Source organism: Acinetobacter sp. AC1-2 (genome assembly GCF_016124155.1).
Classification (GTDB): Bacteria; Pseudomonadota; Gammaproteobacteria; order Pseudomonadales; family Moraxellaceae; genus Acinetobacter; species Acinetobacter calcoaceticus.
In genome coordinates, this window is sequence record NZ_JABFFO010000001.1 from 1,966,458 (window position 1) to 1,981,639 (window position 15,182).

10 protein-coding genes are annotated in these 15,182 nt (G+C 38.8%); 4 read left to right on the top strand and 6 right to left on the bottom strand.

Going from position 1 to position 15,182, the window contains the following annotated elements; genetic code table 11:
• Positions 1-187: 187 nt before the first annotated feature.
• Positions 188-871, top strand: coding sequence for a glutathione binding-like protein (locus HL290_RS09125; protein ID WP_198496258.1), 684 nt, complete (start codon positions 188-190; stop codon positions 869-871).
• A gap of 5 nt (positions 872-876) precedes the next feature.
• Here HL290_RS09125 and HL290_RS09130 read toward each other — a convergent pair whose 3' ends face one another.
• From HL290_RS09130 to HL290_RS09155, 6 genes are all read right to left on the bottom strand, one after another.
• Entirely contained in the window at positions 877-2,121 is a 1,245-nt protein-coding gene (locus HL290_RS09130) for an NADH:flavin oxidoreductase/NADH oxidase family protein (RefSeq protein ID WP_017391649.1), read from the bottom strand.
• 186 nt (positions 2,122-2,307) lie between these two features.
• Complete coding sequence (locus HL290_RS09135) at positions 2,308-3,903, bottom strand: ABC transporter ATP-binding protein (RefSeq protein ID WP_198496259.1); 1,596 nt, start codon at positions 3,901-3,903, stop codon at positions 2,308-2,310.
• On the bottom strand, positions 3,878-4,888 hold the full coding sequence (locus HL290_RS09140; protein WP_198496260.1) for an ABC transporter permease: 1,011 nt from the start codon (positions 4,886-4,888) through the stop codon (positions 3,878-3,880). The genes HL290_RS09135 and HL290_RS09140 overlap by 26 nt, the downstream gene beginning before the upstream one ends.
• The gene (locus HL290_RS09145; RefSeq protein ID WP_198496261.1) at positions 4,879-5,940 is read right to left on the bottom strand and encodes a microcin C ABC transporter permease YejB; all 1,062 of its coding nucleotides are present in this window, start codon (positions 5,938-5,940) and stop codon (positions 4,879-4,881) included. The genes HL290_RS09140 and HL290_RS09145 overlap by 10 nt, the downstream gene beginning before the upstream one ends.
• A 31-nt stretch (positions 5,941-5,971) precedes the next feature.
• Complete coding sequence (locus HL290_RS09150) at positions 5,972-7,807, bottom strand: extracellular solute-binding protein (RefSeq protein WP_198496262.1); 1,836 nt, start codon at positions 7,805-7,807, stop codon at positions 5,972-5,974.
• Positions 7,808-7,822: 15 nt separating this feature from the next.
• Positions 7,823-11,035 carry a lytic transglycosylase gene (locus HL290_RS09155; protein ID WP_198496263.1) on the bottom strand — a complete coding sequence of 1,071 codons (3,213 nt, stop codon included), beginning with the start codon at positions 11,033-11,035 and terminating at the stop codon, positions 7,823-7,825.
• Positions 11,036-11,267: 232 nt separating this feature from the next.
• On the opposite strand from HL290_RS09155, the gene dnaQ reads away from it, so the two are divergent.
• The 3 genes from dnaQ to nudC all read left to right on the top strand — a co-directional run bounded on the left by dnaQ (position 11,268) and on the right by nudC (position 15,161).
• Entirely contained in the window at positions 11,268-12,644 is a 1,377-nt protein-coding gene (gene dnaQ / locus HL290_RS09160; RefSeq protein WP_198496264.1) for a DNA polymerase III subunit epsilon, read from the top strand.
• A 130-nt stretch (positions 12,645-12,774) separates the two neighbouring features.
• Positions 12,775-14,418: a chemotaxis protein gene (locus HL290_RS09165; RefSeq protein WP_198496265.1), complete on the top strand. Its 1,644-nt coding sequence runs from the start codon at positions 12,775-12,777 to the stop codon at positions 14,416-14,418.
• Positions 14,418-15,161, top strand: coding sequence for an NAD(+) diphosphatase (nudC, locus tag HL290_RS09170; protein WP_004641863.1), 744 nt, complete (start codon positions 14,418-14,420; stop codon positions 15,159-15,161). The genes HL290_RS09165 and nudC overlap by 1 nt, the downstream gene beginning before the upstream one ends.
• Positions 15,162-15,182 lie beyond the last annotated feature (21 nt).

Here is a 15,182-nt window from a genome sequence, read left to right on the forward strand (position 1 = left end):
CGATAACCCAAGTTCTAATCCCATAAGGATGTCAAACTCTAAAAAACCACTGCATTTTTAATGCAGTGGTTTTTTATTGATCTTCTCTCATAAAAATATAATCTTTTGATTTATAAATACTTTATTATACTTAAGTTATCTTCTGTCCTATACTAAGAGTAGATCAAAACTATAATTTGAACATGACATGCAAATTCGATTATTTCATCTACAAAATTCACGCTCTCAACGCATTATTTGGTTTTTAGAAGAATTAGGACTCAATTATGAGCTCATTATTAAATACCATTCAGATGTAGACGAAAATAAAAACTCACCCCACCAATTATCAAAATTTCCTACTATCGAAATCATTGAACAAGGAGAAATTTCAATCTTAGCTGAAACCTCAGCTATCTTAGATTACTTATCTCATTTACATCCCCAATTGGGACAGAACAATTTATTAAGCCAACAACTCCTAAATTTTTATTATTGGAAAAATTATTGTGAGGCAACATTCATTCCCGATTTAGTACTCAAACAAATCTTTCACCAAATTGCACAACGTACACCTTTTCCAATCCGTTTCGTTCCTAAACTTTTAAAATATGGATTTGATCAAGGTTATCTAAATCAATCATTACAACGACAAATGAGCATGATTGATAAACATTTAGAGCATCACTTATGGTTTGCTGGAGATCAGTTTACTATTGCTGATATTTTGATGTGGTTTCCATTACTGGCTTGCTCACAAAATTACAGTCAGTTTAAACATATACAGCGTTATCTTGCCCAAATAGAAAACAGACCTGCCTTTAAGAATGCTTTAATTAAAGGTCAATGGTCTGCTTCTATATTTAACGCTTACTGGACTATTGCATGGTAATTAATTTATGCAGATTTACGTGAATTCACGCGACCTTTTACCACAGCTTTAATATTGCCTTTGGCATAATTAAAAAAGACGACTAGTGGTGAAAGTTTTGGATTTGGCTTTTTGCCTTTACCAATTGTCTTAAATTGAGCGGCATACCAAATAATTTCCATAATTGCCATTTTGTCGACAAAAGGTAGACCTGTTTTAATTGGTTTTACTGCGTAGCGTACGTCCTGCCCTGCAATTAAACGGTCTGTTAAATCAGTCTCAACTGCAAGCGGACGTGCAATACCAATAAAATCACAAGCCCCACTTGCGAGTGCTGCATTCATTCCTTCTACAGTACGGAATCCACCTGTCACCATGAGTTTACATTTAACATGTTGGCGGATCTTTTCAGCAAAATCTAAGAAATAAGCTTCACGCGCAATTGTACTTGTCTTGCGCTTGTCAGCTTTAGCCCCTGCCATTGCAGGTGCTTCATAGGTGCCGCCTGAAATCTCAATCAAATCAATGCCAGCTTCATCTATCGCTTTAAATACTGAAATCACATCTTCTTCAGTAATTCCACCACGTTGGAAATCGGCAGAGTTCAGTTTGACTGAAATGATAAAATTCTCGGAAGTTGCTTCGCGAACAGCCTTATAAACTTCTAATAAAAAGCGTGTACGGTTTTCAACTGAACCACCCCACTGGTCTGTGCGCTTATTCGTTAAAGGCGATAAGAACTGACTAATCAAATACCCATGCGCACCGTGTAATTGTACCCCTTCAAAACCTGCTTTTTCACAAATACGAGCAGCGGTTGCAAATCGATTAATGATATCTAGAATTTCATCATGAGTGAGTTCACGTGGCGTTCCAAACATAGTCGCTAAAGCTGGGCTAAATGGTACTGCTGACGGCGCGACAGTCTCTTTATTTAATCCTTTTGGACACTGACGTCCCGGGTGGGACAATTGGATTAACTGCACCATTCCATATTTCTTACCTAATGCTGCCCACTCTTTTAAACGCTCTAAATCCCGTTCGGTTTCAATAACAACAACACCAGGTTCATTTTTTGCGCCCACATTAACCATGACGTTGCCTGTGATTGCACAGCCAAGCCCACCTTTTGCCCACGCCCCATATAAGCCTAAATGTAAGTCATTTGGTTGACCTTCATGATTTGCAAGCGCCTCACTCATTGCACCTTTAATAATTCGGTTTTTGAATGTGGTATTGCGAATTGTGATGGGTTGAGCAATCTGGTTCATGGTTAACCTCTTTTTTAGTTTTTAGAGCAATTACTCTAATTTAGACGAGTTATAGGGCATGTCAAGTCATAATCGATAACTGACAATAGCATATGTCAATTTTAAAGAATATAAAAATATGCAACTTTTTGCATAAAATTAAAAAATAAACTATTCCATTTAAAAACAATTGTTTAATAATTTATTTTAAAAGTTTGCTTTAATTAATTGTCTTGTATATTCAGTTTTAGGCTTAGAAAACAACAGTTCGGTTTTCTGATATTCAACAACTTCTGCATGGCGCAATACCATAACTTTATGGCATAACGATTTGACTATATTTAGATCATGGCTAATAAAGATATAGCTCAAATGTTCAGTTTTCTGTAATTGTCGTAAAAGCTTAATGATGGCTTTTTGTGTAGTTCGGTCTAATGCAGAAGTCGGTTCATCCAAAATTAAAAGTTTAGGTTGAACCACTAAAGCTCTTGCCAAAGCAACCCGTTGACGTTGGCCACCTGAAAGTTCATGTGGATAACGGTGCTGAAAATCTTCAGGCAGTTCAACCTTATCAAGCACAAATTTAACTTGTTCTTGAATTTGAGTGTTCAATACTTCTTTTACTTTTAAACCTTCAGCAATAATCTGCCCAACCGTCATTCGAGGGTTCAAACTACCAAACGGATCTTGGAATACAAGTTGAAAATCAGATCTCGCCAAACGTAAAGCTTTAGGAGCCAACTGATTCAAATCTTGTCCTAAAAAATTAATCCGCCCTTCACTTTTAATGAGCCGCACTAAAGCCAGAGCCAAGGATGACTTTCCAGCGCCACTTTCCCCAACGACCCCAAGTGATTCACCTTGAGCAAGATCAAAACTTAAACCTTCTATTGCAGTCACATATCCCTGAACGCGATTGAAAATACCTTTTCTAATTGGGAATTGCACGCTAAGCTGCTGAACTGACAAAACATTCTTTTCTATTTCAAGAGATTCTGCATTTCCAAAATCATGTTCTAATAATTGCTGTGTATAAGCGGTTTTAGGATTTGTAAAAATCAGGCCAAGCTCACCTTGCTCTACAACACGCCCACTTTGCAAGACAACCAGTTCATCGGCATATTGACGTACCAAATTTAGGTCATGGCTAATTAAAATGAGTGCCATTCCATATTTTGATTGTAAAGATTTTAAGAGTTCTAAAATCTGAATCTGTAAAATTACATCAAGTGCTGTAGTCGGCTCATCAGCAATCAAAATTTTGGGTTGCAGTGCCAATGTCATGGCAATCATGACACGTTGCCTTTGACCTCCAGAAAGCTCATGTGGATAGCGTTTTAAAATCTGTGCTGGCTCACTAATTCCGACATCTGTGAGTAACTCAATGACTTGTTGTAGAACATCCTTTTTACTCAAACCTAATAAAACAAGGTTTTCACCTACAATCTTTTCAACCTGATGTAGTGGATTTAAAGCCGTGGCAGGTTCTTGAAAAATCATTGCAATTTGTCGACCACGCACATTGGATTGAGCTCTTTCATCTAGCTCAAGAATATTTTGGGAACCAATCCAAACGCGACCTGTTATTTCTAATTTTTCTTGTAGCAACCCCATGATTGCTAAACAGCTAATCGATTTACCTGAACCACTCTCGCCCACAATAGCCAGTGTTTCCCCTTCATTAAGCTGCACATTAAGGTCTTCTAACAAAATCTTTTGATCTAGCGTTTGAATCGAAAGATGTTCAACCTTCAATAATGCAGGAGTAACATTTGTATTATTTTCTTGGGTCAAAAGCATCACGAGCAGCCTCCCCAATATAAATTAAAAGTGACAGAACAATAGCCAGACTAAAAAAACCTGAAATCGCTAGCCATGGTGCATCTAAATTATTTTTACCTTGGAGCAATAACTCCCCTAACGATGCTGCATCGGGTGGTAAGCCATAGCCTAAAAAATCAAGAGCAGTTAAGGCACTAATATTAGTTGTTAAAATGAATGGTAATTGGGACAAGCTCGAACTGATTGCATTCGGCAAAATATGCTTAAAAATAATAACGCGATCAGTCACTCCTAACACTTGAGCGGCACGAACATAATCAAGCTGGCGAGCTTTTAAAAATTCTGCCCTGACAATCCCCACTAAAACTGTCCAGCCAAAAAATAACATAATGAAAAATAGCCAATATACATTGGGTACAAACATGCTGACCAAAATCATGACCATAAAAAGCATGGGCAAGCCATTCCAGACTTCAACCAAACGTTGTCCCAATAAATCTACCCAACCGCCATAGTAACCTTGAATGGCGCCCACAGTAATGCCAAACAAAGCGGAACAAAAGGTTAAGGCCAAACCAAAAAGTAAAGATACTCTTAAACCATAAAGAATACGGGCAAGAACATCCCTTCCCTGATCATCAGTTCCTAACCAGTTCTGCTTAGAGGGTGGTGATGGCACAGGAACTGCTAAATCTAAATTGGGAGTTTGATATGAAAATTGAATGAGCGGCCAGACTGCCCATCCTTGAGCATGAATAAGTTCTTGCACAGCCGGATCTTTATAATCTGCTTCTGTTTCAAACACGCCACCAAACGTCGTTTCTGGATATGTCTTAAACACAGGCAAATAGTAAGAATCGTCATACTTCACCAGTAAGGGTTTATCGTTAGCAATCAACTCCGCAGCTAATGACAAAATCAAAATTAGACTAAATAAAATAAAGCTGGTCCAACCTAATTTATGTTGTCTAAAACGTTGTAATCGTGTCCGCACAATCAAAGACATTCTTTGCCTCCTTGCGCATCAAAATGAACCCGAGGATCAATCCATTGGTACAACACATCACAAATGAGACGTAAGATTAGACTAAATAAAGTAAAGAAAAATAAGACGCCAAAAATAACAGGATAGTCCCGCTGGACAATGGCTTCAAAGCCCAACAACCCCACACCATCTAAATGAAAAATAATTTCTACAAAGAGATTACCCACAAAGAAAATACCCGCTAACACTTCTGGCAGCCCTGCGAGCACAACTAAAATAGCATTACGAAATACATGCTTATATAAGACTTGCTGGCTATTCAATCCTTTTGCATAAGCAGCTAAAACATAGGGTTTATTGAGTTCTTCTAAAAACGAATATTTGGTTAAATACGTTAAACTGGCAAAACCGCCTAATACCATCGTAATAAGTGGCAAAGTCATATGCCATAAATAGTCGGTAACTTTGCCCCAAAGACTGAGTTGATGAAAATTATCTGACACAAGATTTTGTAATGGAAACCATTGAAAATAAGAGCCACCTGCAAAAAAAACTACAAGCAAAATAGCGAATACAAAACTTGGTACGGCATATCCCACCACAAGTACTAACGAAGTGGAGCGATCAAACCATGAACCTTGCTGTCTTGCCTTCTTAATACCAAGCGGAATAGAAATTAAATAAATCAGAAAAGTACTTACCAGCCCAAGCGAAATAGAAACAGGCATTTTGTCCCACAACAATTGCACGACTGGTTTATCTTTAAAAAAACTCTGTCCAAAATCTAAAGTTAAATAGCCTTTTAACATGAGGAAAAAGCGTTCCTGAGCAGAACGATCAAAGCCATACTGCGCCTTAATTTGTTCAACCATTTCAGGGCTTAAACCTTGAGCACCTTGATAATAAGTCTCTGCACTTAATGCACGTCCAATTCCCAAATCACCCTCAGCTTGATGTATTGCTTGCTCAACTGGCCCACCTGGCGCAATTTGCACAACCACAAAGTTAATCAATAAAATGAAAAACAAAGTGGGAATCATTAAAAGAAGTCGCTTGAGAATATATGAACCCATATAACAGGATTTCCTTTATGGCAGGTGCTTTTTATTGTTGATGTAAATATTTAGCAACTTTTTTGGCTTTGTTTGCATCACTCCACCAATAATCTATTCCAGACGAAAGTGCTGGTTTAGTTTTAGGTTGTTGATACATATTCCAATAAGCATACCAGTTTTCACCTTTACCATAGGTCGGAATTTGATAATAACCAGCCCTCAGTAATCGATCGAGAATACGAGTATAAATAATCTGTTGTTCACGATTTTTGCTTGCCACTAATTTTAAAATGACCTGATCTATTACGGGGTTGCGAATACCCGCATAATTATAATTTCCATCCTGAGCTGCCGCGATGCTCCCCCAAAACTGAGTTTGTTCATTGCCTGGATTAAGAGATTGCGGCAAATTCATGGTGGTCATATCAAAGTCATAACGGCGGGTGCGCTCTAAATATTGCGGAGCATCGACTTGACGTAAACTAACCTGAACACCGAGTTTTTTAAGGTTACGGATAAAGGGCATTAATGTTCGTTGTTTGCCATCTTGTTGAATTAAAAACTCAAGCTGAACTTTTTCCCCTTCAGGCGTCAACAACTGCCCCTCTTTAACTTTATAACCAGCCTGTATAAGCAGCTGCCGCGCAGTTAATAAATTTTGACGGTTAAATCCACTCGCATCCGACACTGGGTATTTCCAATCTACTAAGACACCCTTTTGCATTATTGGAGATAACTTAGGCAGCAATGGTTTCAATATTGCTAATTCAGTTTTCGAAGGCTGACCCGTTGCAGCCAATTCACTATTTGCAAAATAACTTTGAAGGCGTTGATATTGACCATAAAACAAAGCTTTATTCTGCCATTCAAAGTCATAGGCATAGGTTAAGGCTTGTCTAAAACGAATATCATTTAAGGGTTTTCGTCGTGTGTTAAAAACATAACTTTCAGTTGCAATTGGGTTGTGGTGACGGAACTTATATTGAGTAACTAACCCTGCTTTTACTGCCGGAAAACGATAATCTGTTACCCATTTTTTGGGGTTAGTTTCTTCATGCAAGGTGTATTGCCCAGATTTAAACCCTTCAAAAGCAATATCCCAATTTCGATAATAGACATATTTTAAACGATCAAAATTATAGCGCCCCTTATTAATAGGCAAATCTTTTGCCCAATAATTCGGATTTCTTTTATAACTAATGCTTCTACCTGCATCAACTCGTTCAACCACATAAGGTCCCGAGCCAATAATAGGTTGTAGAGTAATTCGGCTAAAGTCTCTTTTTTGCCAATCTGTTTTTGAATAAATCGGTAAGGTTGCCAAAATAAAAGGCATTTTAGGATTATGTGTAGACTTAAAACTAAACTTTACTTGATGGGCATTTATTACTTCTGTTTTTGCCAAATCAGCAAGGTACATCTGCAAACCTAAATTGGACTTAGTCTGATATGCATCAAAGCTAAATTTAACATCTGCCGCAGTGACTGGCTGTCCATTACTAAAACGCGCCTTAGGGTTTAAATAGAAAGTAACAGACTGCGTTTTTTCTGGATCATAAGTAACTTTCTCTGCCAAAAGAGGATATAAAACCCCGACCTCATCTAGCGATTGGGTCATTAAAGTATCAAAAAGATAATTAACGCCTTCTGTAGCATTCCCCTTACCATTCATACTATTGAGGTTATCAAAAGTTCCTTGAGCCGCCTGACTTAACAAGCCACCTTTAGGTGCATTAGGATTTGCATATGGCATAGCCATCATTCCCAAATATTTAGGCTTGGAATGAATCGCTATATATGAAGTGGTTTGCTGTGCAGAAAAAACAGCATGAGAAACGACACTGAGCCCGACTAGCAGGCTCAGTTGAAAATATGATTTATGCATAAGTTACTAATTATTTTATAAATTAGGCACTTTAATGACGTCGCCAATGCGAAGCTGAGTAGACGGCGTCAAATCATTCAGTTCAGCCAATAAATTGGTTTCTAAACCATATTTGCTGGCAAGGCCAATTAACGTATCACCACGCTTCACTTTGTATTCCACAACAGTTTTTGGAATCACAATATTTTGACCGCGCTGTAAATTAGCACTCGCTTTTAATGCATTCATTTCAGCAAGTTCACGCACTGAAATACCCGCACGGCTCGCAATACTATTTAAAGACTCACCAGATTTCACAGTATATCTTTCAGTGTTTTTACCAGCCGCAACTGTTTTAGTTGAAGACTTGGTATCAGCTTTAGCTGTCTCTACTGTAGGCACATCACCTGTTAGCTTTAAACGTTGCCCTACACGAACACTACTGTTACGTGAAAGACCATTCAATGCTGCAAGATAATCCAACTGTAAGTGGTAACGGTTAGCAATATTACCTAAGCTATCACCAGATTTAACTGTGTAGTTCTCAGGTGTTTCTTCTTTAGTATTTTTAGAAGGCTTGCTTGGTGCTTCTTCAACTGTACCTGTGAGTTTTAAACGTTGACCAGCACGAAGTCCTGCTGTACGCGACAAACCATTTAAGTCAGCTAAATAGCTTGTTTGCAAGTTATATTTACCAGCAATAGCATTTAAGCTATCACCCGACTGTACAACATATTGTTCAGGCACACTTAGACCAGCTGGTACTTTTAAAGTTTGACCAAGCTGTACATGACTACTCGCTTTTAAGTTATTTAACTCGGCTAATTCAGCTAGGCTAATTTTTGATTTAGTTGCAATACTCGATAAAGTATCACCACGCTGTACTTTATAGCCTTCTGTTTTATAAGAAACACTTAGCGTCGCTTTCTCAGATTTACTAGAAGTCTTAGTTTCAGCAACTTCATCTACCGAAATATCTTGTGTAGGCACATTAATTTTTTGGCCTACCATCAAGTTACTGCCCGCAGTTAAACCTGGAGTTAATTCAGCAAGTTCCTGATTAGAGAGCGCATAACGATCTGCAATCAATTTAAGGTATTCACCGCGCTTCACAGTATAGCTTTTAGTTGCAATGCGTCGTGCATTTGCTTGAACTACTTTTGGTTCTGCTTTAGCAGTTGAGCGGCTATTCTTCGGCTCTTTTAACTGTAGTTTTTGCCCAACAAACAAACCACCGGTCACTGATAAATCGTTATATTCAGCTAATTGCTTTACTGACAAATTAAACTGGTTAGCAACACCGCTTAAGCTATCATTGGCCTGAACCACATACACATCTGGTTTAGCCGTACTTTTCGAAGTACTTTGAGTTTCTTGTGGTCTAGCATCATAAAGATAAAGACTAGTTCCTACAAACAAAGTCTTTTCTGGATCAATCTGGTTCCACTTAGCCACATCACGCCAGTTCACACCATTCTTCATGGCAATAACTGCTAAAGTATCACCTGGCTGAATTGTATAAGTACTACGCTTACCTTTAGGCTGTACAACTACAACATCAGTATCAGTTTTGATATAAGGCTTATCTTTATTACGTTGTCCATCTTCAGAGTTAGCTACAGTCGCATCTTCAGCTAAAGTTTTTGGATAAGCAAAACCTCTACTTACCTCTTTACCTTGTTGCTCTGCAACTGACTGGCTCGTCTGAATTGCGGTTAACCTAATTTTGCCATCATAAGGATCGACAATTTCAGTTCCTTGCGGCGCAATTGCTTTTAATTCAGCAACGACTTGATCTTTCTCGGCTTGAGTTGCTTGCGGTTGTAAAGCTTGATCTACAGTTTCTTTTGCGCCTTCAGCACGAACTGCAGCTAAAATCTTTTCACGTTCAGAAGCCGAAATTGGTGGCTCCATCTTAACAGGCTGCTTAATGTTAGCTGCATTCGTCACAGCTACAGGAATACGCGGCGCACTTGGTACATCTGCCGATGCGGCAAATGCAGCTAACGCATCTGAACCACGTGGTGTAGATTTTGAAGTCGTTGAACTATTCTTCACGGGTGAAGAAGGTTTAACCGGCTGAACTTGCGTTGTAGGAGTTGTTCTTGTTGTTACTGAAGTAGAAGGACTAACAGTTGTCGGTGTAGACGGAGACGTTACATTTGCCCACCAACCTGAGCCACCACCCGATTTTGTTCCTCTTAATTTATTATCAATTGAAGGACTTAAATCTGCTGGAATCAAAATACGCATTGGACTCGCAGGGTCTACTGCTTCACCACGATATCCCGGGTTCAATGCATAAAGTTCTGCACGGCTTAATCCTGCTGTAGAAGCAATTTCATTTAATGTTAAAGGCGCAGATAAAGTCACTTCACGGAAATGGGGTCTATTTGCAATTGGCGGTAGTTCTACACCATAAGCCTTTGGATTTTTAATAATCTGAGCAACAGCTAAGAAACGCGGAACATAGTTCATCGTTTCTTGAGGTAATTTTAATGACCAATAGTCAGTTGGTAAACCCGCAGCTTGGTTGCGGTTAATCGCCTGCTGAATACGTCCAGGGCCAGCATTATAGGCTGCTAATGCAAGTTCCCAAGAACCAAATTGGTTATAGAGACTTCCTAAAAACTCATAAGCTGCGCGAGTCGATTCAACCACATCTCGACGCCCATCATACATACCTGTCTGCTTTAAGCCATAAATACGACCAGTACTTGGAATGAACTGCCATAGCCCTGCTGCTGCTGCACTACTTGTTGCAGCTGGGTCATAAGAGCTTTCAATTACCGGTAATAATGCGAGTTCTGTCGGTAATCCACGGCGTTCTGCTTCTTTCACAGTATGGTACAAATAACGGCTGGCACGAGCACTTAAACGATCAAGGTAAGGCTGACGAGAAATAAACCAACTACGCTGAGCTTCAATACGGGAATCCCAGTGATTCAAGTCCATTTTGAAACCAACGGACATACGCTTCCAGACATCACCATGCTTCAAAATAAGCAGACGATCACCTTCTACAGCACGCATATCGGTTGCTGAAAGTAGGTCTTCCAAAGAGTCAAGACTACTTGCATCTAAATAACCTGCACCACTCACCTGTTTCGATTTAGAGGTTTTTGCAGATTGCGGAGTCGATGAACAGCCTGTTGTAATACCCAACGCAGCTAAAGCAGAGCTAAGTACGGTAATTTTGAACAATGATGCCGCAGATGGCTGCCACACAAATGTGGTTGGTTTATACATAAAAACTTCCAAACAACTCGCGTAATATTTTTTGGGGTCTGGCCACAAACCCTGGGTCTTCGATGCCATTGTATTAAAGCGTGCAAGATAGACAAGGCAATAATTTGATGTCATTTGCATGGAAATGTTACAAGAAATTAAAAAAACCTTGCTTTGTTACGATGGAACCGAACTTTTTGCGTATACAATACACCATATTCAGTTCTTTTTCTTTTAGTTTAGGTTTCGATTTATGTCTCAAACAATCACACTGTATGTTGATGGTGCATGTCGTGGCAATCCGGGTTTAGGTGGTTGGGGCGCATATGTCATTACCGAGCAGGGTGAACATAAATTATTTGGCGGTGAACTGGATACAACCAATAACCGCATGGAGCTCACTGCTGCGATTGAAGGCGTTTCATTTTGCCCAACCGATGCTCATTTAATTATCTGGACAGATTCAAATTATGTGAAGCAAGGGATTACTGAATGGATTCATGGCTGGAAAAAGAAAAACTGGAAGGATGTAAAAAATCCTGACCTTTGGCAAAAATTAGATGCCGTCTGTGCTGGTCGAAATATTGAATGGCATTGGATTAAAGGCCATGCTGGACATGCTGGCAACGAAATGGCCGATGAGCTTGCAAATATCGGAGCTGATCAAACTGCCCTGCAAAAAAAAACAGTTCAAGCGACTGCCCTGCAAGATATAAAAAAGCCTGAAGAGGATTGGTTGCTTGATGACCCTTTTGGGTTTGATATGGCAGAAGTAACCGAAGAAGATAATATTGATCTTGAACAGCCCGAAGAAGTTGAGATGATTATTTTGGAAGAAGAAGTTATTGAAGTTGAAGCTGCTGAGCAAGAAAGTAAGCAGCCAATCAATAACATTCACCCTCAAGTTGTTGTGACCGAAGCCAAATTACAATTACAAGGGCCTCGACAACTGATTCTTGATACAGAAACCACTGGTTTCTATTTCCAAGATGGTGATCGCATTATTGAAGTCGGCGCCATTGAAATGATTAACCGGAAACTCACTGGTAGCTCGATTCATATTTATATTAACCCGCAAAAACCAGTGGGCGACTCAGAAAATATCCATGGTATCAGTGATAATTTCTTAAAAGATAAACCGCTCTATGCAGAGATTGCTGATACGCTCTTTGATTATCTAAAAGGCGCAGAGATTATTGCCCACAACGCGACCTTCGATATGAACTTCCTTGATATGGAGTTTAGACGCGCAGGCCTTCCTGCGCTTTCCGAAGTATGCGAGGTAACAGATACTTTAGCTTTAGCAAAAAGCAAACATCCAGGACAAAAAAACTCGCTTGATGCCCTTGTAAGACGTTATGAAATTCCAGCACGTGATCGTACTTTCCACGGTGCATTACTCGATGCTGAAATTCTTTCAGATGTTTACCTAGCAATGACAGGTGGGCAGGTTTCTTTTGATATAGATGCCTTATCTCAAAGTGAAAATAGCCTGAACACAGCAAATAAAACTAGAGTTCAAATTGAACTACCAGTTATTCTTCCTTCCGAAGAAGAGCTAAATACACATGAGACTTGGGTCAAAGAATTTGAGAAAAAGCATGGAGAACCTTGCCTTTTTGCAAAATAAATTTTTGATTCTTTAGCGTTTTTAGCTTTTCCCCTTTGTAAGTTAAGTTATATTAGTCACATAGATTTTTAGCTCAAATTACTGAGCACTACGAATATAACAATTGATTTTTTTGCAAAGGGGAACGTTTATGTCTGAGCATACTTCGATTCATTTCGATCCAACAGCTTTACTCATCATTAAACATGAAATTGATCGTTCAATAAAACTGGTTGAAGGCGCAGTAAGTACTTTAATTGAGGAACAAACACTCCCTTTCGGTATTGATGATGCATTAGAACAATTTAAGCAATGCACTCAAGTCCTCCGTTTAATTGATATCCCCTATCTTGCAAAAATCACTCAATATTCAACTGAGCTGATGCAAAAAATTATTGCGAAACCAACGCAAATTAACACGAATGATGTGATTGCACTGAGTGAAGGCACGACCATGGTAAAACGGTATATTGAGTTTATCTGTTTGCGTGAATTACAAGTACCTCAGTTTCTTCTTAATACCTTAAACAATTTAGAATTAGCTTTAAATAAACCACTGACATCTTCTGGACAAGCGATTGCTCCTTTACTTGCAAATACTGCACTTGAACTCCCATTACCAGAAGTATTCATTAATGAAAAAACTCAGTTTATCCATCAACTCTATAAGCTATCTCTACATCAATTTTTAAACAAGACAGAAGCTAATCATAATGTTCAAGCTTTTAAACTTATTGGTACCTATTTGGTCAGCATGACAAACCATCAGCCAAGCCAACAATATTGGCAACTCGTAAATTATGCTTTCGGCCATATTGATAACCTGCTTTTAAATGATTCACGCCTACGTGTACTTATTAATATTGAAAGTTATATTGGTCAGTTCTTAGCAAGTCCTGAAACTTTTAAGCCTGATTTGGCTGCACTTGCAGATATTTTAAGTATTGTTATCGCTCAAGAAGATGAGGTTGCTCACCATATTCGCAACCAACTCCATATCGGTGAAGAAATACCTACAGACACTCAATTGCTCGTTTTAAGCCGTCATCTTTATGGGCCTGACTTTGACACTATGCACACAGTCAGCCAATTAATATTGAGCGAAATGAACAAAGTGCGTAATGATATCGAATATAACTATCAAAATATGTCGACTGAAAAAGCACAGCAATTACAAACGAGTCTTTTGCAATTAGCCTATACATTTAAACTGCTTAATCTTGATGAAGCTGCATCTGAACTATCTCAACAAGCAAATAGTTTAAGTCAGCTCAACATACTAAGTAATGAAAACTATGCTCAACAGCTTATGGACAGCATTTTGTCTGCCATGAACTCAATTGGTATTTTGGTACGCCAATATACGTCTAGTCGTTTACAGCTTAATGTGAACAATACAAATATTTCTTTAGATCGCCTTGATGAGGCACATCAAGCCTTACTCACCGAGACAAAAAATTTAATTGATTTCATTTGTCAGAGTCTTACCTTGTATGCAAATGATCAGACACAAAATATTGAAGCAATTGCAGGTTCATTAAAAGAGCTAGCAGGTGCGGCCGAATTTCTAGGAAGCACAATTCAACAAGAGGCTTTACTCCAAACTGCTCAATTTGTTCAACAACAACTTGAACAAAACCAGCCGTTTAATACAGACCAAATTCACTGTATTTTTAATGTATTAGCAGGCCTTGACATGTTGGTTGACAATTTAAAAAATAAACAACCTGTTCTACAATCCATGTTTAATGTAGCATTGTCGAGTAGTCAACAACTTCAAAAAAAGGCAGCTTAATGTCTGAATTATCACTTGCTTATATTTTCCATCATCAACAATTACTGGTTGATCAAAACCTTCAACTACCCAAAGTCGAAAAGTTAGCAAGTGATTTACTTTTCACTCATGATGAGCAGGTCATTGCACGTGACTTGCTTGCTGAGGAAGCTATACCAGAAGGGTTACAACTGGTTCCAATTCGCCAACTCATTACAAGTTGGTCGAAAGAACAGTTTTTGCAAGCGAGCCGTGCTGTACAGTTACTTGAATGGCGACGCAATCATAAGTTTTGTAGTCACTGCGGACACCCGACAGAAGTTCATCCAACTGAATATGCAATGGTGTGCCCATCTTGTCGCTATCATCAATATCCTCGCGTAAACCCGTGCATAATTACCGTTATTACTCGAGGTGATGATGAAATCTTACTGGCGAAGTCAGTCCACAATAAAACCAATATGTATGGTTTGATTGCAGGTTTTGTTGAAGTTGGTGAAACTCTTGAAGAAGCGGTACAACGTGAAGCTTTTGAAGAAGTAGGCCTAAGACTCAAAAATGTTCAATATATGTCAAGTCAGCCTTGGCCTTTCCCGAGTAACCTTATGGTTGCGTTTCGAGCAGAATATGAGTCTGGTGAAATTAAGCTGCAAGAAGAAGAAATTGCAGATGCACAATTCTTCAAAATTGATCAATTACCTGAAATTCCATTTAAAGGTAGTATTGCTCATTCAATGATTATGCAGATTACCCAAGCTGGGTAATCTGTTGTGTTTTAAACGATA